Below are 18,675 nucleotides of genomic sequence, written 5' to 3'. Positions count from 1 at the left end.
GGTCAGCTGTGCCGCTATTGGTTATTGAATGCTGCTTCGATCCGCGCGACAGCTCGCTCGATCTGGTCTGATTCCAGCTGCGCAGTGCAAGTAATCCTCAGGAGTCCGCTGCCTCGGGGGACGGCGGGAAAAACTGAAGGCGACAAGAAAATTCCCTCGTCTTTTAGCCGAGTGGAGATGCCGATTGCTTTCTTTTCCTCACCCACTTGGATAGGAATGATGGGCGATGGCTTGTTTTGAATATCGAATCCGCTATCCAACAGCCGTTGACGGAAGAGCATCGTGTTACGCCAAAGCTTTCGACGGATTCGGGGTTCGTCTTGAATAATGGAAAGAGCCTCGGAAGCAGCCGCTACAAGTGAAGCAGCAGGAGCTGCACTCAGAATAAAGGCGCTGGCGGTATGCCGGATAAACTCGATAGCTTCCCGGCTTGCTACTGCAAACCCTCCATACGAACCGAGCGACTTGCTGAATGTTCCTACGATAATGTCCGGTTTGACATCGAAGGCCTCCACAGTGCCTCGGCCTGATTGGCCCATAACGCCAACACCGTGCGCGTCGTCAACTACGAGTAACGCACCATATTGCTTACACAGGTCGGCAATTTCCCGCAGGGGCGCAATATCTCCCGACATCGAGTAGACGCCTTCGACTACCACAAGCCTTCTCTCAAAACTCTGGCTTTTGTGCAAGATGTATTCGAGTTTCTCGAGATCATTATGAGCGAAAATCCTCACCGGAGATCCGCCGAGGGTGTAGCCAGCTCGGATGCTTTCGTGGTTTTCACCGTCAGTGATCACCACCGCATCCTTCGATCCCATAGCCCCTAAGACGCCCAAGTTCGCCATAAAACCGGATCCGAATAACACAGCGTCCTCATACCCCAGCCAGTCCGCGATCTTGCGTTCGAGCTCACAATGCAACGTGGTTGTTCCATTGTGAAGACGCGAACCGCAGGTCGAGACACCAAATCTGGAAAGAGCATCTGATGCTGCTGCGACAACCCGCGGGTGATCAGCCAGGCCAAGGTAATTATTTGACGTAAGCATGAGCACCTCGCGATTCCCCAACGAGGAAGTCGCGTTCTGACTTGAGTCGAATGCCATGCCGTACGGGTAACGACCATTGTCCTTACCCTGAATGATCGGTTCAGAGAGATTGTGGAAGAGCGATTCAAAAGTCGTAGTCATTTTTGTTTTCTTCCTCTTTTTGACCGGGGCTAGTTGTGGGAGAAAGTCGGGATCCTGACCGGTGACCACCAATTCCATGGCCCAAGCACTTTCATGGCAGCTGGAACCAAGAATGAACGCATTATGAACGCATCAATCCCGACTGCGCATGCCACTCCAAAACCGAGAATCTTTATCAGCACAATCTCCGATGTGACGAATGCTCCAATCGCGAGCATCATTAGCAACGCAGCACTGGTAATAATGCGGCCGGTTTCCGCGAAGCCTCTCACCACGGCTTCATCGTTGTCTCTGTTGTCTAGGTAGTGCTCGTGGATCCGAGCCAGCAGCAGCACTCCATAGTCGGTCGCGAGGGCAAAAGCGATAATTGCGACGAGGATCGGCTGCAACAGATCGAGGGTCCCGTGACTTGTGAAGTTCAAGATGCCCTCTAGGCTTCCCCATTGAAATGCCCATACGAGAACACCTAGGGTTGCGGAAGCATTCAAAGCATTGAGCACTAGCTGCTTGAGTGGCAAGATCATCGATCCCGTCAAGAAGAGAATGACAAAGAAGACGACCGCGAAAATTACCGCCAACACAATCGGTAAAGCTGCTCGAATTTCATCGACCTGATCAATGAACACCGCTGTCTGCCCACCGACGAACGTGGATAATCCTGGTTCACTCAACGTCTTAATTTCTCGAACCGCGTCAATGGACTCATCCGTATAAGGCAGTGCGTCGACCACTGAGACAATTACCCAGGTGTGGTCTGAGACATACGACGCCGGTTGCAGAATTTCGACATTTTCAACTTCCGCTATCCGGCTGGTCAGTTCGTCTACCGCCGCTTGATCTGTTTCTGCCGCGTCGACCGCCACGAAAGTTGTCGCCGTTCCACCCGTTGGAAAGTCCCGCTCAATCGCCTCTTCCACTTGGTAGGCAGAGGCTGTATCAGGCAGAGTGGTAACGTCCGTATCCGCGAATTTCACGTCTGCACTTGGCAATCCCATCAGCAGAAGAGCGCCAATGGCGATTGCAAGGGTCAACCAGGGATGCTTCATTTGGCCCTTGGCGAGTTTGGCCCAACTACTTTCTGGATCGTAGGTCGCTTCTTTACCTACGGTCTTTTTCAATTGTCGGGGCACACCCAGCTCCAGGTGTTTGCCAAGTACTAACAGCACCGCAGGAAGGAGAGTCACCGTGACAACAGCGGACAGGACGGCGACAATGAGGCCTCCCAATCCCATTGACTTGAAGTAGGTCTGCGGGAAGATCATCAACGCGCTCATTGCCATGGCCACTGTGGCGGCAGAGAACACAACGGTTCTTCCCGCAGACACCGAGGTTGCCCGCACAGCGGCCGCCCCATACCCATGGATAGTGGCTTCCTCGCGGTATCTCGAGATGTAGAGCAGACAGTAGTCAGTGGCCAGGCCAATCCCGAGACCGATAGTCAAATTCATTACGTAAACAGTTACGTCCGTGAACTCCACCGCAACCCTGAGCGCCAGTAAGGCGAGGCCGATTACAAGTCCTGCGATACCTACCATGGCCAACGCAGGAATCGGCCCACGGAAAATCCACATCGCAAGAAGCACCAGTACGGGAAACACAATGAGTTCAGCCCGAAGCAGATCCCTGCCGATTGTCTCGCCGATTGTGTGGCCAATGATGGCGGTGCCTCCGGCCTTCAACCAGTCCTTATCATCGACCTCTGTTATGACAGTGCCCGCGACCTCGTCAGGGTCATAACCCTCTTCAATCTTTCCAGTCACAAGCATCTGCGCTTGATCGACGGAAATTAACTGGGGTGCCTGCTCGCTAGGTATACCGACAGCAACAACACCGTCAGTTTGCTCGAGAATTTCTACGGCTTCATCGATGCGCTGCGCCGCCTCTTCAGATTCAAACCCTCCCGGAGTATCTACAAGCAGAACGATGGCATCCTCGACTGATTGACCCGTAGCGTCACGGATCTTCTCCTCAGCTAGGGTACTTTCCGCATTGGGGTTTGTGAGGTTCTGAGAAAACATCGGGATCGCGGACGGCCCCGCAATCCCAGCAAATATTCCTAGAACAGTGAATGCGAATATGAGCACCCAACCTCGCCTGCGGTGCTTCCTCTCTGCAGCCTCCACTGGACTATCTCCAGATGCTACGTCTGTATAGCGGCTGCTCTGTGATCCGTCCAAAGAAGTTCCCCCAACTGGACATCAGCTTGTAGATTGACAATCCGTCTACTAAGAGGTTACTAAGACGTAAGCCGCAGAAACTTACCTACAGAAAAACTTTTGATTACAAAACGATGAACACGATAACTTTCAACAATCAACTAAACTTCGGCTAGTGTTAGACGTCCTTACCGGGTTTTCGATCATCTTCGTCGTCATCGCGGCGGGGTTTTTTCTTGCCCAAAAGGGCGTGATCAAGCAGAGCAACCGGCTCATGCTCAACCAGATCGCGTTCTACGTCACCACCCCCTCGCTGATCTTCCACCGGGTGGCCACCTCGGACACGAGCGTGTTCTATTCGCCCGTGGTGCTGGTCATCGCGATCGCGTCCGTCGCCACGATGGTGCTGTACTGGGTGCTCAGCGCGACCCTGTTCCGCCGCAGCATCCCCGAAACTATGGCGGGCGCGGCGAGCTCGAGCTACTACAACTCCGTCAACATTGGCCTGCCCATCGCCATGTACGTGATCGGCGATCCCACCTACGTCGTCCCCGCCCTAGTCCTCCAGGTTGCGGTGCTCACCCCGATCATCATCACCGGGCTGAACTGGGGCGGCACCGAGAAAGGCTCGACAAGCAAGGCCATCATCGCGGGACTCACAGCACCGATGGTGCTTGCCGCAGTGATTGGCTTCATCATCTCTGCAGCCGAGTGGACGGTACCCGAGCCGGTCATGGCCCCGCTGGAAATCCTTGGCGGCGCGTCGATCCCGCTGATTCTCATGAGCTTCGGCGCCTCACTCAAGGGTGACAAGGTGCTGCAGAAGGACCCGAAGCCCACTATCACCGCATCCGCGCTCAAGCTCGCAGGTATGCCGGCGATCGCGTGGGCCATCGGCGCCGCACTCGGGCTCACGGACGCGGAGCTCTACGCCGCCGTCATCCTCGCCGCCCTGCCGACCGCGCAGAACGTGTACAACTACTCCGCCACGTACCGCGTCGGCCAGACCGTGGCGCGCGACACCGTCTTCATCACCACGTTCCTTTCGCTGCCCGCCATGCTCGTGATTGCCTACCTGTTCGGAGGCTAAGGCTGGGCGGAGGAGCCGTCGTCAAGCTAACGCTCCGAGAGCTCCCGCTCGATCCATTCCTTGCGAGCGGTGCGCTGGGCCCTCCATGTGGCGAGTGCTTCGGTGGCTTCGACGCGCTGGCGGGTGAAGATGAACATGGAAAGCGGAAACGCCACGATCAGCGCGAGCAGCGCGGACATGATCAGCGGCACCGGCGCACCGATGAGCATGGCGAGTGCCTGGATCAGCACGGTGAGACCGATGAACAGCAGCAGCCGGTACAGCCCGTAAATCGCCGCCGCCTTGTTCGCCCGCGCGCGGGCCTGCGGGTCGACGTCGGGTGCTGCTGCGGTTTGGGAAATCTGCTCGCTCACGGCTATTTACACTATTCGCTGACCAAGTATGTTGGTAGTCATGGGAAGGCTTCTACTCATCGTCTTGGTCGCCGTCGCCATCTACCTCATGTGGCGCGCCTTCGGCCCGGGTTCCAACGAGCGCTACGGCACCGCGTCGAAGCAGCCGCAGCGCCCGGCCATCAAGGGCCCGGACGATGATGAGGAGTTCCTCTGGAACATCGAGAAGAACCGCTTCAAAGAGCGCCGCGCACGCGAAGAGGCTGAGCGCAAGCGCCGGGAGGAAGAGGAGCGGCGCAAGCGCCGCGAAGAGGGGCTTTGAGCTTTACGACGCCCCGTTGTCCCCACTTCCTGCAAACCTGACCTCAAGCTCTAGCGCGTTCGCTACTGCCAGCACCTTCTCCCAGCGCACGCCCTCGCCGCCGTGCTCGATGGTGTGCAGGGTCGAGCGCGACACCCCTGCCGCGTCGGCGGTCTCTTGTTGAAGCAGCCCGAGTTCGCGGCGGCGTGTGGCTAACTGCTGGCCAAACGCGATGAGTTCTGGGTTATCGCTCGCCGCTTTACCCTGCTTGTTGCGGGGCTGGTTGCGGGGGCTCATTCTGCGGAGCGCTCTGCGGCCTTGAGGTGCTCTTCCTCTTCGAGCACGCCGGCGAGCTTCTGGGACCAGGCGAGAGAATCTCGCACACCGTCCGCAATCGAGCGCTCCGCTTCCCAGTCGAGCACCCGCTTCGCCTTGTCGGTGCGGGAGGCGCAGCCCACGACGTCGCCGTCGCGCGGCGGTGCGGTGCGTACCTCGAGCGGGGTGCCGGTGGCCTCGCCGAAAGCGTCGGCGAGTTCAAAGACGGTGGTGCCCTGGCCGGTGCCAAGGTTGATCACGTCGTAGGTGCCTGCCTCGGACTCAACGAGCAGCTTCAGCGCGGAGACGTGCGCGCGGGCAAGGTCCCAGACGTGGATGTAGTCGCGTAAGCCCGAGCCGTCGCGAGTCGGCCACTCGGTGCCGGTGACGGTGAAGGGCTCGCCAGCGGTGTGGGCCTCGATCATCTTGCCCATTGCGTGGGTGGGGTGCGGGTTCTGCAGACCCGTGCGCAGCTGCGGGTCCGCACCGATCGGGTTGAAGTAGCGCAGGCTGAGCGCGGTGAGCTTGCCGGTGGCGGCGGTGTCTTCGAGCACGCGCTCCACCATGCGCTTCGACGCCGCGTACGGGCTGAGCGGCTTCACGTCGCTGGACTCATCCACCATGTAGTCCGATTCCGGCTCATACATGGATGCGGTGGAGCTGAGGATGAATCGGTCGATGCCTGCTTTCTGCAGCGACTCGAGCAGGGTGACCGACTTGCCCACGTTGTTGTCGTAGTACGCCAGCGGGTGCTCGACGGATTCGGGAACAACGATCATCGCCGCGCAGTGGATCACCGCGTCGATGTCCGGGTGCTCCGCAGCCACGCGGGCAACAAGCTCAGTGTCTTCGATGTCGCCGTCGTAGTGGTCGAAGCGGTGGGCGAAGACGCGCAGGCCCGTCGAGTAGTCGTCAAGAATGACGGGCGTGATGCCGTTGTCCGCGCAGCAGGATGCAATAGTCGAGCCGATAAAGCCGGCCCCGCCGGTGATGAGAACCTTCATAATGCTGTCGATGCTAGTTCAAGCCAGCGTATGAGTGCAGCGACGCCGATACGAAATTCACATAGATCATGTTGAACACGGTCATCGAAAGCGCGAAGACGTTAATCCATGCCGCCTTCGAGTTCTTCCAGCCGGCGGTCGCACGCGCGTGCAGGTAGGCGGCGTACAGCACCCAGGTGATCATGGACACCGTCTCCTTGGCGTCCCAGTTCCACGGGCGGCCCCAGGCCACCTCTGCCCAGATCGCGCCGAAAACGATGCCAATGCCGTACAGCGGCAGGGTGATGATCGCGGTCTTGTAGGTGATCTGGTCCAGTGTCTTCGCGCTCGGCAGCGGTTTGGCGAGTGCGCCGAAGAAACCGCGCTCCTCGCCCTTCGGCTGCCACATGCGCAGCAGGTAGAGCAACGCGAAGATGCCGGACACCACGCCAATCGACGCGCCGATAGACACCGTGGACACGTGCACCGGCATCCAGTAGGACTGCAGCGCCGGCACCACGGGCGCGGCATGGATGTGGAACACCGTGGAGTTCAAGAACATGACCACGATCATGGGAGAGAGCAGCCACGGCCAGACGGAGTGCCAGCTCTTGCGCTGCACCACCACGGCTGCGACCACCATGATTACCGCGGTCATGAACAGGATGTATTCGTAGAGGTTGCCCAGCGGGAAGCGGTTCGCAGCCAGGCCGCGGGTGACAAAGGCGACGATGTGCAGCGTCACGCCGAACCACACCAGCGCCTGCGTCATACCGGCCCACTTGCGGGCACCGGCGACGCGCTTGTCGTACTCAGCGTCGAACTCGGCCGCGTCGGTGGCGTCGGTGTCGGTGGTGTCTACTGTCGATTCAGCGACCACCACGTCGTCGCTCCCGCCGCCGGCACCGACGGCAACGGCGGTCCTAGCCTCTGCGGACTGCTTCGCGGCATCGCGCGCCTGGCGCTCCCGGCGCATATCAATCACCCCGAGCAGGCGACCGTAGTAGATGCAGGACATCACCAGCGCGGCAAGGTAAATCACAAACGCCGTGCGGAACGTCAGGTCCGACAGGGCGGCCATTGAAGAATCCACGAGCATGGTGTTTACCCTACGTCACCAGGTGTAGTCCACCAAGTACTTACAGGTCAGGCTCGTCGAATTCGCCGTGCTCCTCCGCGTCGGCCACGCCGAAAATGGCCTCCACAATCTCGTCGAATTCGCCGCCCCAGCCCGCGCGGTCGGTGCGCGCCAGCCCGGCAATTTCGACGCGGACAGAAGAAGTCCCGTCGGACTCAGCGTCGCCCTGGCCGTCGACAAGCGGATGCACCCGCACCCACACGCGGCGGCGCTTAATGGTCAACGAGGCCGCGAGTGTGGCCAGCATGATCACGGTGGCCACCAGGGTCCACTGTTGGAACGGATCGCGGGAGATCTGGTAGTTGGCGAATTCTGCCGCGCCGTCAAAGCTCACTGACACCGGGCCGGCAGGATCGCCGACGTCGACAAGCACCTGCTGCCCTGGCTCGAGCTGGACGCGATCGACCTTTTCCAACCGGCCGTCCGCGATGAGCGACTGGTCGAGCACGAAGATGTTCTGCGGGCGGCCGGTGTCCAGGCCGGCGTCGCCGACGTAGACCTCGACCGCCATCGCCGGGTCCTCCATCGCCGGGAACGCCGACTCCAGCATGTCGCCGTTCGGGCCGGTCCAGCGCGCGGTCGGGGCGAACACACCTGCAATGGCAATCTGATTCTCGCGGCGCTCGGCGAGATCCGGGTACATGCCGGCCGGCGGGTCGAAGCGCATCACGCCAGAGGAGAGGAAGTTGACCACATCGGTGGGCCGGAACTGCACCATCTGGGTGCGCGATTCGCCGTTCGGCCAGGTGATGGTGACCTGCGGCGCGAACCCGTGGCCTTGCAGGTAGATGCGGTTGCCGTGGACCCGCAGCGGCTTGTTCACCTCGAGGGTGAAGTCCTGCCACTCACTGCGCGGCGCGCTCAAGTCGTCGGTGTAGGAAATGTCGGACCAGAACCCGTTCGCCTGTCCCGTGTTCAGGTACTTCGCGCGGAAGTTGTGCGACTCGAAGCAGAATGGCGTCAGCCCGGTGCCGTCGAAAAGCGAACCAGCTTTGAACACGTCGAAGTTGGACGGCGAGGTGTTGCAGAACTCGCGCGAGCGCTCCACCTCAATCGCGTGCGGCGATTCCGAGTTGGTGACCACGATGGCTTGACCTTCATAAAACACCATGCGACCTGCGGCGAACGCGAGCATCATACCGACCAGCCCGATGTGGAACAGCAGGTTCATCAGCTCGCGGGTGTAGCCGCGCTCAGCCGAAATCGAATACGCGCCCGCACGGTCCTCGGCCGGCTCGTAGCTCGCGGTTCGCCATCGGTTCAGCACCGTTCGCACATGCTTATCGACGCTTCGTTGGTCGCCGTCCACCACACCTTCCGCGTACAGCGGCATGCGCGAGAGGTATTTCGGCGCGCGGGTGGGCGGGGTTTTGTACGCGCGCCAGTGGTCGATCGAGCGCGGGATGATGCAGCCGACCAGCGAGACCATCAGCAAGGTGACAATCGCGATGAACCACGCCGAGGAGAACACGTCGAAGAACTGCAGCTTGTCGTAAATCGGCCCCATGGTGGGGTTCGCGGCCAAGTATTCGTCGACAAGCGTGGTGCTCACCTGGCGCTGCGGCAAGAGTGCGCCGGGGATGGCGGCGAGCGCGAGGAGGAAGAGCATGATGAGCGCGGTGCTCATGCTGGTCAGCCAGTGCCATGCCTTTTTGAGCCAGGTCAGCATCTAGATCACCGTGGTTCCGAAGCCAGTGGTGAGCTGGCGCGTCCAGCCGATGAAGTGGTTCCACGCGCCGGTAAGCAGCAGGAGGCCGACGATGATCATGGCGATACCGCCGATGATCTGGATGGCGCGCGAGTGGCGGCGCAGAAAGTCGATGCTGCGCACCGCTTTCACGCTGCCGAGCGCGATGAGCAGAAATGGCAGGCCGAGGCCGAGGCAGTAGGCGATGACGAGGACGACACCGCGCACCGCGGTGAAGCCCTCGGTGCCGACGGAGACGGAGATGATCGCGGCGAGCGTCGGGCCCAGGCACGGAGTCCAGCCGAGCGCGAATACGCCGCCGAGCAGCGGCGCGCCGAGGACGGTTGCCCAGCGTTTCGGCTGCATACGGGTGTCGTGCTGCAATGCCGGGACAGCGCCCATGAACACGATGCCCATGAGGATGGTGATCACACCGCCGACGCGCATCAGCGTGTCCGCGTTGAGGCGGATCATGCTGATCGCGCCAAAGACGGAGACGGTGGCCAGCAGGAACACGACGGTGAACCCGACGATGAACAGCAGCGCGGCGCCGGCGACGCGGCCTTGCCGGTTGGTCACGCGCGGGCCGTGCTCGTCGAAGGTCATTTCACCGCCGACGACGCCGGTGAGGTACGACATGTAGCCCGGCACCAGCGGGATCACGCACGGCGAGGCGAACGAGACTAAGCCCGCAAGCGCCGCCGCGAGCATGCCGAGCAACAGCGGGCCCTCGGTAGCGAGGTTGGAAAATGCTTCGCCCACTAGCTTTCCGCCTCCAGCTGGGAGGTGACTTCGAGCAGATCATCCGCGGTGATTTCGCGCAGGAAGACCGCGGCCGGGCGGTGCTGTTTGTCCAGCACCACGGTGGTGGGGATGACGGAGCTGGGTACGCCACCGAGGAAAGCCGCGGTTTTGAACGGCGGGTCATAGATCGACGGGTAGGTCACGCCGTTGTCCAGCAAAAAGTCGCGCGAGATCTCCGGGTTGTGGTCGCGCACGTTGATGCCCAGCACGGTGCCCTGGCCGGATGCCTGCAGCGCCTCCTGGACCTCCTGCAGGTCATCCACCTCGGCGCGGCACGGTGCGCACCACTGCCCCCAGGCGTTGAGCACCACGATCTGGCCGTCGAAGTCGCTCAAGGCGATCTCCTCGCCCGGCTCCATCAGCGATTCTCCGCTGAAATCCTCAAGCGGCTTGCGCTCCGCCTCGTCGTAGAAGATCTCTACTTGCCCGCCCGGCGAGTGGAACGCGAATGTGTCGCCGCCGTCGCTGCCGGTGTTCGCGCACCCCGCCGCAGCGGGCAACGTGAGCGCCAGCGCGCACGTGAGCGCGGCAACGGTCTTGGACTGCATGGAAATTGAGCTACCTCGAGATGCGTTGAACTGCGTTTTAGATGATTTAGATGTGAGCCGCTGGAGTTGCGTACTCCCAGTCAATAACACGGTCCCCGTCAAACACAAGTGACGTCACACTCGCCAGGTCACACTCGCGCTTCACATGCTGCAGCCGCTTGCCCTGCACATAGCGCTGCACCATCACAATCGGCAGCTGGTGGCTCACCAGTACCGCCTCGTGGCTTTCCGCACGCTCTCGCACATTATCGACGGCCGCGAGCATCCTTTCGAGAATCTCCTCGTAAGGCTCACCCCAGCTCGGTTCCAACGGGTTCGTCATGTGTCGCCAGCGGATGGGGTTGAGCAGCTGGGAGCGCCACCCCTTGGTACGCAGCCCCTCAAACGTGTTGGCAGCTTCGATGATGTCTTCGCGGGTGTCAACTTCGCAGCCGGTGACCTCGGCGATCGGCGCTGCGGTCTCCTGCGCGCGCTCGAGCGGGCTCGCCGCCAGGTAAACCACATCGCGTCCTTCGAAAAACTTCGCGGTTACCGCCGCCATCGAACGCCCGCGCGAGCTTAAGTGGTAGCCCGGCATCCGCCCGTAGAGCAGCTTGTTCGGGTTGTAGACCTCGCCGTGGCGCACGAGGTGCACGGTGGTTCTGGTGTCCTCGCGAGCTGCGCTTGGCTGCGTCATGCTGCGGGCTCCGCCGCCGCGGCCGCCTTTGCAGCGGCGCCAAGTGCCCGCTCGATCGTGCCGAAATCTTCTGCCGTGAGTGCGGTGGAAACAAACCACGTCTCGAATGCGCTCGGCGGCGCGTACACGCCGGCGTCGAGCAGCGCGTGGAAGAACGGCGCGTAGCGAAACGTGTCCGCTGCCTTCATGTCCGTGAAGTTCGTGCCCTCGCCTTCCGCGAAGCGCACCGAAAGCATGGTCGCGGCGCGTTGAATGTGGTGTGCAACGCCTTCGCGGGCCAGTGCGTCGGAGATCAGCGTGGCTAAGGTGTCCGCGTTCTTGTTGAGCGTCGGGTAGATGTCCTCGCTGGCCAGGCGCAAGCTCGCCATACCGGCGGCCATTGCAACCGGGTTTCCGGAAAGCGTGCCCGCTTGGTAGACGGGGCCGTTCGGCGCGAGGTGCTCCATGATGTCGCGGCGCCCACCGAATGCCGCTGCAGGCAGGCCACCGGAGATCACCTTGCCAAAGGTGGTCAGATCCCCGGCAACGTGATCCACTCCGAACCAGCCCTGGTAGGAAGTACGGAAGCCGGTCATCACTTCGTCGATAATGAGCAAAGCTCCGTGGGAGTGCGCGAGCTCTTTGAGCTGGGCGTTGAAGTCATTTTGCGGGGCGACGGTGCCCATGTTTCCGGCGGCGGCCTCGGTGATGATGCAGGCGATCTCTTCCGGGTTCTGCTCAAAGGCGAGCTGCACTGCGGCGAGGTCGTTGTAGGGCACGACGATGGTGTCGGCTGCCTGCGCGCCGGTCACGCCCGGGGATTCCGGGAGCGAGAACGTGGCAACCCCCGATCCGGCGGACGCGAGCAGCGCGTCGACGTGGCCGTGGTAGCAGCCCTCAAACTTGATGATCTTCGAACGGCCCGTGAACCCGCGCGCCAGGCGCACCGCGCTCATCGTGGCCTCGGTGCCGGAGTTGACCATGCGCACCTCTTCCACCGACGTGCGCTGGGTGATCAGCTCCGCGATCTCTACCTCCGCCTCGGTCGGTGCCCCGAAGCTCAGGCCCTTTTCCAGGGCACGGTGCACTGTGTCGAGGATCTCCGGGTGAGCCTGGCCGTGCAGCATCGGGCCCCAGGAGTTCACGAGGTCGACATACGCGTTGCCGTCGGCGTCGATAAGCGTGCTGCCGTGCGCACTTTCAATGAAGCGGGTTTGGCCACCGACAGAACCGAACGCGCGCACCGGCGAGTTCACGCCGCCTGGGGTGAGCTGCTGTGCGCGGTCAAAGAGCGCTTTGGAGCGAGCGGTGTTGGCTGAGGTTGGGTGCTGCTGGTCGATCATAATTGCCCAGTCTAGGACATCCGGATTAGCCCGCCGCCTGGTGTGCGTGGGCGCTCTAGTGCGACGCGTCGACTGCCCCACCCATCGCGGCGGTCGCGGCGCGCTCCTTCTTCGACTGGTTGCGGTAGACACCGATGAACACGACCACTATCAGGCCGATCGCGATCCAGTTCGCCACCTTCGCGTACTGCTCCAGAACGTACACAACCGGCTCGCCGATGATCCAACCCAAGCCGAAGTACAGCAGCGACCACAGCGTCTTCGAGATGAAGTCCAGCAGCATGAACTTCCACGCCGGCATGCCCGTCATGCCCATCAGTACGAACACCACGAGCGCGATCGGCAGCGGAATCGGCACGTAGGCGAGGAAGATGCCCAGCCAGCCCAGCTTCACTGCCCAGCCCTCAACGCGCGCGATGTTCTTCGCGGCGCGCTCAGAGTTTGCCCCCTGCACATCCAAGATGCCGCGCCCCCACAGCTTGCCGGCCCACCAGTAAACCCAGTCGAACTTAATTGCCACGAGCGAGCCAAGGAGCAGGTAGATCCACCAATTGGCAGCCTCCCCCACCGCCGCAAGCGCACCGGTAGAGGCGGCACCCACGCGCGAGCCAGTCAGCGCGAGCATGATCGGCGGGTCGAGGCCGAGCAGCCACGCGCGCAGCGGGATCATGCACAGTCCAAAGAGTCCGGCGAAGCCGAACCACGCCAGGCACCAGTAGTCAGATTTGGTGGGTTTGGAGTTCCAAGGCAGGCCCTCTTCCTCCCACCACTCCTTCTCGGCAGGGGCCTCAACAGCAGCTTCGATCGGAGCCTCGGCAGCAGCCTCGCCCTCGGGAACCCCTTTCGGATCCTGCGCGTCCGCGTTGTTCGTCATAGGTGATCAACCTAGCCCACGCGCGCTAGAAACCCCGCCTTGGAACCAGGCTCCCAGCTCGCCAGTACAGGGCAGTTAGAGCAAATGCTTGGCGACGGCCCTCGCGTCCGCAATCACAGCAGGCACGCCTACCCCGCTCGCCCAGGCTCCGGTAACGCGGATCGAGGGGGCGTCGTGAAGCAAAAGCTCTTTGACCCGCGCGACGGTGCTGAGGTGCTGCTCGTCGAAGCGGGGCAGCCCGCCGAACCAGCGCTGCACGTAGATTTCTTCCAGGCCGGCGGCGCGACCGTCGAAACCGGTGACGGTTCGCAGATCATCAAGGGCCCAATCCACGAGGTCGTCCTCGTCGGCGCGGATGGCCACGTCGTCGCCGAAGCGGCCAAAGCTGGCGCGCACGAGCGCTCCCCCGCGCTCGGCGAGGTGCGGCCATTTACGCGAGGAAAGGGTGAACGCCTTCGCGCGCACGTCCTGCTCGCCGGCGGCGACGAGCACACCGGAGTTCTGCGGCAGGCCCTCGTCGGTGGCAAAGCGCATGCCCACGACCGCGGAGTTGGCCAACTGCACCGACTTCAGCTCCGCGGCCGCGTCGGGCGCTACCTGCTTGAGCAGAAGCGCTGCCGTCGGCGCGGGCACCGCAAGCACGATCTTGTCGTAGACGCGGTCGCGCCCCTCGTCGCGCTCGCCGCCCTTGAGCGTGAAGCCGTCGCCCTGGCGCGCGATGCCGGAGATGAACGCGTCGATGTAGATGGAGGCACCGGACGCCTCGGCAAGCGTTTCGTAGAGCTCCTGGTAGCCGTCGCGGAACGCGTTGAAAACCGCACCCTGGCCGGTGGGCAGTTGCTTACGAGCGTTCTCCAGGTTGCGCACGGCGGTGGACAAGTGGACAGTCCCGTCAAGCGAGCCTTGCTCCGCGCCTTGCTCGCGCACGAGCCGGTCAAACTCGTCCGCCAGCTGCGGAATCGTCGCGCGCACGCCGAGGTCATCCGCCGCGCACGAGTACACGCCGCCAAGCAGCGAGGTGACAATGTTGTCCACCACCTCGTCGCCGTAGCGCTCGCGCACCAGCGCACCAACATTCATGTCCCCGCCGACGGTCCATGCAAATCCCTCGCGCTCGGACTCAGCGTCGATGCGCGCCGCGGTTTCTGCAGAGACCAGGTGCGCCACACCCTCGCTTGTCGACGGAATGCCCATGATCCCACCGCGCGGCAGCGACTCCGTGCGCCCGTCGAGATAGACCAGCGAGCCCAGCCCAGAAGGTTCAACCAGCGACTCCCCCAGACCCAGCTCGCGGAAGAACTCCACCGCGTCCGCCCGGCGCGCCATGAACGCCTCGGCGCCCATGTCCGTCGGGCCGCCCTCAAACGGCACGGTGTAGAGCTTGCCGCCGATGCGGTCAGTGGCCTCGTAGACATCCACATTCAGCGCGTCTACAGCGCCCCCTGCGCCCCGCCGCCCCAACTCGTATGCACAAGTCAGCCCAGCAAGACCGGCGCCGATAATTGCAACTCGCATTTACGCCTCCTCGCCTACCGTTTCGCCTGCCGGCTCGTGGATGATCCGCACAGCCTCCGTAATCGCGTCCGCGTCGGTGGTCGGCAGCACGCCGTGGCCCAGGTTGAAGATGTGGCCCGTTGCGGTGCCTTCTGTCATCGCCTGCGCCGCCTCCGCCTTGATCCGCGCCACCTCGCCGCGCACCACGTCCGTACCGGCAAACAGCATTGCCGGATCCAGGTTGCCCTGCAAGACTCGCGGCGAGGAGAACCTGCGCGCCGCCACATCCAGCGGCACGCGCCAGTCCACGCCCATCACCTCAGGGCCGGCATCGGACATCGCTCCAAGCAGCTCACCGGTTGCGACGCCGAAGTGAATGCGCGGGATCTCACCCGCCACAGACTCCAGAATCTGCGTCGAGTACGGCAGCACGTGCTCGCGGTAGTCGCGCTCGGTGAGAAAACCCGCCCAAGAGTCAAACAGCTGCATCGCGTCAATTCCCGCGTTGACCTGCGTGCGCAGGAACGCGGTAATGGTCGGCACCAGCTTCTCCATCAGCGCGTGCCACGTTGCCGGATCCGCATGCATCATCGCCTTTGTGCGCTCGTGGTTCTTGCTCGGCCCGCCCTCAATCAGGTAGCTGGCCAGCGTAAACGGCGCGCCCACAAACCCGATCAAGGCCTGGGCATCAGAAAGCTCATCGAGGATGATGGCAATGCCGTCAGCAACCTCAGCCACATCAGCCTCAAGCACAGGAAGCTTATCGACGTCCTCTCGACCGCGAACCGGCTCCGCCACCATGGGGCCTTTGCCTGGCACAATCTCCACGTCCACCCCGGCCGCCTTCAGCGGCACCACGATGTCGGAGAACAAGATCGCCGCGTCCACGTCGTGGCGGCGCACCGGCTGCAGCGTGATCTCCGCGAGTAATTCAGGCATGAAGCAGGAGTCGAGCATCGCAATGCCCTCGCGCACCTCGCGGTACTCCGGAAGTGAGCGCCCGGCCTGGCGCATGAACCACACCGGCGTGCGTGCAGGTGTGCGTCCGTTGGCCGCTTCGATCAGCGGGGCATTCGAGAGGTTGCGTCTGGTCATGATGTTCAAGCCTACCGGCCGCACCTACGGCCTAAAGCCTCCAGACTGCGGGAAGCGGCCCGCGCGGCGGGAGCGGTATTCAATCACCAGCGAGCTGCCAAGCATGAGCAGCGTCGCGCCCATCGGAGGGAGGATAGCGAGCGCCGCAAGGACTACCGCCACGCCGTTGTACACCCCGGCCAGCACCATGTTGGAGTCGATGATGCGGCTCACTCGTCTGCCGTGCTCGAGGAGCTGGGGTACTGCACTCACATCGTCGCGCATGATCACCGCATCCACCTCTGCCCCGGGACGCGCGTGCCCAGCCTCGAAGAACTCGTCGTCGGAGTAGATGATGCCCACGTCGGCGACCTTGACCACGTCCATCACAGACGCGCTGCCCACCATCGCCACGTTCGCCCCGCGGGTGTGTACCTGCCGGACCGCGGCAGGCTTGTTTTGGGCCGTGATCCCCGCCAGCACAGAGGTGATGCCGAGGACGTCGGCAAACCTGCGCGCCACCGCGTAGGTGTCGCGCGAGAGCATGACGGTGGTTATACCCATCTTCTCCAGCTGGTACACCGCGTCGGCAGCGTCCGCCTTGAACGGGTCGTGCAGCGTGATCACGCCGCGGTCGCGTCCTTTGTAGCGCACCACGATCGGTGTACCGCCGCTCGTCGCCGCCAGCGCAAGCCGGCCGCTGAGCTGAGAGAGGTTGGTCGGTCGCCACAGCCGCGCGTCGAGGCGGGTGGCCTCCGTTTCACCCGAGTCGGCCGCCTCGTTCTCTACCGCGCCCGCAACGCCTACCTTGCCGGCAACATCCAAGGTGTCCAACGCATCGCCAGTATCCACCCGGCGGGCAACCACGCGACCAGCGCAGCTACCGTCCTGGTTCACCTCGGAGCCCTCCGGCTCCACGCGCCACGGAGTGCCGTGATCCTTGGCCTCGCGCGCGGCGGCGACAATCGCTCGCGCCGACGGGTGGTTCGAGTCCACCAGCAGCGCCGCGGCGATGAGCAGCACCAGGTCGACGTCCTCGCCTTGGGCGGCGGTGATGGTTTCCACCGTCATTTCTGGCTCAACCAGCGTGCCCACCCGGTTGAACACCACGGTGTCTATCTCTTCAGCTCGTCGCAGCACGGCACCGTCTCGCACCAGGATGCCGTTACGCGCGGCGGCCTCGATTCCGTTGCGGGTCGCAAGCGCCGGCGAGATCGCCAACGCGACCGGTGCGACAACCGCAAGGATCGCCAGCGCGGTGGAGAATGCGGCGTTGTAGTCGCCGGTGAGAAGCACCCACATGCCGAAGTCGAGCAGGGCAAGCACATACGCAGCCGGAATCAGCATGCCCGCTGAATGCGTTGATACCGCCGTCGCCTCGTTCTCACGTTTCGAGGCGTCAGCCACCCACCGGCTCACGGACGCCCATCGCGTCGCGTGGCCGATGCGTTTCGCGCGTACCTTCACCCGGCCGCTCTCAATAACTGTGCCGGCAGCGATGCTGTCGCCGACTTTCAATGTCGGGTGCGAGGAGCCGTCGACAAGCAAATAGTGCACTGTGGCGCTGCCGCCGATGACTTCTCCATCGACCGGAACCACCTTGCCCGGGGTGAGGACGAGGTCATCGCCGCGGTTGATTTCGCTGGCGGGCAAGAGTGCGTCCTCGCCACGCCCGCGGCGGGTGACCTCGTATTCCTCCTCCGGGCCGGGTGTTAAGCGGCGCATGGCATCGACGAGGTTCTCGCCGACGCGTTTGGTGAAGTAACGTCCGATCAGCAGCATCGCAGTAATACCGCACGACACGTCAAGGAAGATCTCGAGCTCGTCGCCGCGGCGTGTGGGCAACCATCCGCCGGAGGAAGTCCAGCCGATGTCTCCTGCTGGGGTGAACAGCAGCGCGATAAGCGACCACAGATAGGCTGCGATGATGGCGACGGAGCTTGCGCCGTCGAGTGCGGAGATACCGCGGCGCACGCCGCCCGCCATCGCCCGGTGGAAGGGAAACGCGCACCACAGCACAACCGGGGTGGCCAGGGCGAAGGCGACCCACTGCCAGCCGTCAAACTGCAGCGCGGGCAAGTACGACAAGACGATGACCGGGAGAGACAGCACGATTGCCGCGATCAACCTCGTGGGCGTGACCAGGTCGCGGGCCGTGAACAGCACGTCAAAGTCGGATTCCTGGTCGGCTTTCGGCTCGGTGCGGCGCAAAAATCCTGCTTCGCGCGCGGCTGAAAGGTCTGCGGCGGCGAGCCGGCGGCGCTTCCGCACGCGCTCCGAGACACCGTGGTTGGTTTGGCGCAGCGTATGGCGCTCTGGTGAATTGGCGAGCAGCTGGCGGCGGCGCAGCGTGGAATCCGTCATCGTGGCCTTCACACCGAAGGACGCGATGAGCTCTTCCAGGCTTTGCGGGTCCAGGTCCACTGGCGCGGTGATCCACGCCATTGAAGTGGAGTACACCAGTTGCGCGGTGACGCCTGGTACGGATTCCAACGCGGCCTCGATGGTGCCCAGCTGCGGGCCGTCCTCCACGCCTTCAAGTTCAAAGGCGTAGGAGGCGTTCGTGCGGTTGCGGTCGCCTTCTGCTTCGCTCACCGCCTCGGGGTCGGTTTCTACGCCGGCGAGCTTCGCAGCGTCGCGTGCCAGCGCAATCGAGCGCGAGAGGTCTTTGGAATGGTCTTCGGCCACGTC

The 18,675-nt window shown here is 62.8% G+C and carries 17 protein-coding genes; 2 read left to right on the top strand and 15 right to left on the bottom strand.

Translation table 11 applies throughout. The features are described from left to right. Positions 1-14: 14 nt before the first annotated feature. Both CGLAUT_RS01415 and CGLAUT_RS01410 read right to left on the bottom strand, forming a co-directional pair. Positions 15-1,268, bottom strand: a complete 1,254-nt coding sequence (locus CGLAUT_RS01415; protein ID WP_290185829.1) for an aminotransferase class I/II-fold pyridoxal phosphate-dependent enzyme — start codon at positions 1,266-1,268, stop codon at positions 15-17. Further along, complete coding sequence (locus CGLAUT_RS01410; RefSeq protein ID WP_290185827.1) at positions 1,220-3,313, bottom strand: MMPL family transporter; 2,094 nt, start codon at positions 3,311-3,313, stop codon at positions 1,220-1,222. Before CGLAUT_RS01410 ends, CGLAUT_RS01415 begins: the two co-directional genes overlap by 49 nt. Positions 3,314-3,521: 208 nt before the next feature. Between CGLAUT_RS01410 and CGLAUT_RS01405 the strand changes: the two genes are divergently transcribed. Further along, positions 3,522-4,436 carry an AEC family transporter gene (locus CGLAUT_RS01405; RefSeq protein WP_290185824.1) on the top strand — a complete coding sequence of 305 codons (915 nt, stop codon included), beginning with the start codon at positions 3,522-3,524 and terminating at the stop codon, positions 4,434-4,436. Between the two features lie 26 nt (positions 4,437-4,462). Here CGLAUT_RS01405 and CGLAUT_RS01400 read toward each other — a convergent pair whose 3' ends face one another. Next, the gene (locus tag CGLAUT_RS01400; RefSeq protein WP_290185822.1) at positions 4,463-4,789 is read right to left on the bottom strand and encodes a DUF4229 domain-containing protein; all 327 of its coding nucleotides are present in this window, start codon (positions 4,787-4,789) and stop codon (positions 4,463-4,465) included. Positions 4,790-4,829: 40 nt separating this feature from the next. Between CGLAUT_RS01400 and CGLAUT_RS01395 the strand changes: the two genes are divergently transcribed. After that, complete coding sequence (locus CGLAUT_RS01395) at positions 4,830-5,090, top strand: hypothetical protein (RefSeq protein WP_095659148.1); 261 nt, start codon at positions 4,830-4,832, stop codon at positions 5,088-5,090. Between the two features lie 3 nt (positions 5,091-5,093). On the opposite strand, the gene CGLAUT_RS01390 is transcribed toward CGLAUT_RS01395, so the two are convergent. From CGLAUT_RS01390 to CGLAUT_RS01335, 12 genes are all read right to left on the bottom strand, one after another. Continuing rightward, positions 5,094-5,366, bottom strand: coding sequence for a helix-turn-helix domain-containing protein (locus tag CGLAUT_RS01390; RefSeq protein WP_290185820.1), 273 nt, complete (start codon positions 5,364-5,366; stop codon positions 5,094-5,096). Beyond that, positions 5,363-6,388, bottom strand: coding sequence for a UDP-glucose 4-epimerase GalE (gene galE / locus CGLAUT_RS01385; RefSeq protein WP_290185818.1), 1,026 nt, complete (start codon positions 6,386-6,388; stop codon positions 5,363-5,365). The genes CGLAUT_RS01390 and galE overlap by 4 nt, the downstream gene beginning before the upstream one ends. Before the next feature lie 13 nt (positions 6,389-6,401). After that, positions 6,402-7,466: a c-type cytochrome biogenesis protein CcsB gene (gene ccsB / locus CGLAUT_RS01380; RefSeq protein ID WP_290185817.1), complete on the bottom strand. Its 1,065-nt coding sequence runs from the start codon at positions 7,464-7,466 to the stop codon at positions 6,402-6,404. A gap of 40 nt (positions 7,467-7,506) precedes the next feature. After that, on the bottom strand, positions 7,507-9,174 hold the full coding sequence (locus tag CGLAUT_RS01375) for a cytochrome c biogenesis protein ResB (protein WP_290185815.1): 1,668 nt from the start codon (positions 9,172-9,174) through the stop codon (positions 7,507-7,509). Next, on the bottom strand, positions 9,175-9,954 hold the full coding sequence (locus CGLAUT_RS01370) for a cytochrome c biogenesis CcdA family protein (protein WP_198304966.1): 780 nt from the start codon (positions 9,952-9,954) through the stop codon (positions 9,175-9,177). Further along, complete coding sequence (locus CGLAUT_RS01365) at positions 9,954-10,544, bottom strand: TlpA family protein disulfide reductase (RefSeq protein WP_290185814.1); 591 nt, start codon at positions 10,542-10,544, stop codon at positions 9,954-9,956. The genes CGLAUT_RS01370 and CGLAUT_RS01365 overlap by 1 nt, the downstream gene beginning before the upstream one ends. A gap of 46 nt (positions 10,545-10,590) precedes the next feature. Beyond that, positions 10,591-11,220 (bottom strand): histidine phosphatase family protein, encoded by a 630-nt coding sequence (locus CGLAUT_RS01360; RefSeq protein ID WP_290185812.1) that lies wholly within the window; start codon positions 11,218-11,220, stop codon positions 10,591-10,593. After that, positions 11,217-12,542 carry a glutamate-1-semialdehyde 2,1-aminomutase gene (gene hemL, locus CGLAUT_RS01355; protein ID WP_290185810.1) on the bottom strand — a complete coding sequence of 442 codons (1,326 nt, stop codon included), beginning with the start codon at positions 12,540-12,542 and terminating at the stop codon, positions 11,217-11,219. Before hemL ends, CGLAUT_RS01360 begins: the two co-directional genes overlap by 4 nt. 55 nt (positions 12,543-12,597) lie before the next feature. Continuing rightward, positions 12,598-13,416: a DedA family protein gene (locus CGLAUT_RS01350; protein WP_290185809.1), complete on the bottom strand. Its 819-nt coding sequence runs from the start codon at positions 13,414-13,416 to the stop codon at positions 12,598-12,600. Positions 13,417-13,491: 75 nt separating this feature from the next. Further along, positions 13,492-14,931, bottom strand: coding sequence for a protoporphyrinogen oxidase (locus CGLAUT_RS01345; protein WP_290185808.1), 1,440 nt, complete (start codon positions 14,929-14,931; stop codon positions 13,492-13,494). Next, positions 14,932-16,005, bottom strand: coding sequence for a uroporphyrinogen decarboxylase (hemE, locus tag CGLAUT_RS01340; RefSeq protein ID WP_290185807.1), 1,074 nt, complete (start codon positions 16,003-16,005; stop codon positions 14,932-14,934). It abuts the gene before it with no gap. 24 nt (positions 16,006-16,029) lie between these two features. After that, the gene (locus CGLAUT_RS01335) at positions 16,030-18,672 is read right to left on the bottom strand and encodes a heavy metal translocating P-type ATPase (RefSeq protein ID WP_290185805.1); all 2,643 of its coding nucleotides are present in this window, start codon (positions 18,670-18,672) and stop codon (positions 16,030-16,032) included. Positions 18,673-18,675: the final 3 nt, after the last annotated feature.

The sequence above is a fragment of the Corynebacterium glaucum genome, from assembly GCF_030408855.1.
Lineage (GTDB): Bacteria > Actinomycetota > Actinomycetes > Mycobacteriales > Mycobacteriaceae > Corynebacterium > Corynebacterium glaucum.
Note: the sequence above shows the minus strand (reverse complement) of the source record. Positions and strands in the feature narration are given on the sequence as shown.

Excerpts from the sequence above, each read along its gene's own strand:
- hemE (WP_290185807.1), bottom strand. The coding sequence starts at position 16,005 with ATGACCAGACGCAACCTCTCGAATGCCCCGCTGATCGAAGCGGCCAAC.
- ccsB (WP_290185817.1), bottom strand. The coding sequence starts at position 7,466 with ATGCTCGTGGATTCTTCAATGGCCGCCCTGTCGGACCTGACGTTCCGC.
- CGLAUT_RS01365 (WP_290185814.1), bottom strand. The coding sequence starts at position 10,544 with ATGCAGTCCAAGACCGTTGCCGCGCTCACGTGCGCGCTGGCGCTCACG.
- CGLAUT_RS01395 (WP_095659148.1), top strand. The coding sequence starts at position 4,830 with ATGGGAAGGCTTCTACTCATCGTCTTGGTCGCCGTCGCCATCTACCTC.
- hemL (WP_290185810.1), bottom strand. The coding sequence starts at position 12,542 with ATGATCGACCAGCAGCACCCAACCTCAGCCAACACCGCTCGCTCCAAA.
- CGLAUT_RS01350 (WP_290185809.1), bottom strand. The coding sequence starts at position 13,416 with ATGACGAACAACGCGGACGCGCAGGATCCGAAAGGGGTTCCCGAGGGC.
- CGLAUT_RS01375 (WP_290185815.1), bottom strand. The coding sequence starts at position 9,174 with ATGCTGACCTGGCTCAAAAAGGCATGGCACTGGCTGACCAGCATGAGC.
- CGLAUT_RS01360 (WP_290185812.1), bottom strand. The coding sequence starts at position 11,220 with ATGACGCAGCCAAGCGCAGCTCGCGAGGACACCAGAACCACCGTGCAC.
- CGLAUT_RS01390 (WP_290185820.1), bottom strand. The coding sequence starts at position 5,366 with ATGAGCCCCCGCAACCAGCCCCGCAACAAGCAGGGTAAAGCGGCGAGC.
- galE (WP_290185818.1), bottom strand. The coding sequence starts at position 6,388 with ATGAAGGTTCTCATCACCGGCGGGGCCGGCTTTATCGGCTCGACTATT.
- CGLAUT_RS01345 (WP_290185808.1), bottom strand. The coding sequence starts at position 14,931 with ATGCGAGTTGCAATTATCGGCGCCGGTCTTGCTGGGCTGACTTGTGCA.
- CGLAUT_RS01415 (WP_290185829.1), bottom strand. The coding sequence starts at position 1,268 with ATGGAATTGGTGGTCACCGGTCAGGATCCCGACTTTCTCCCACAACTA.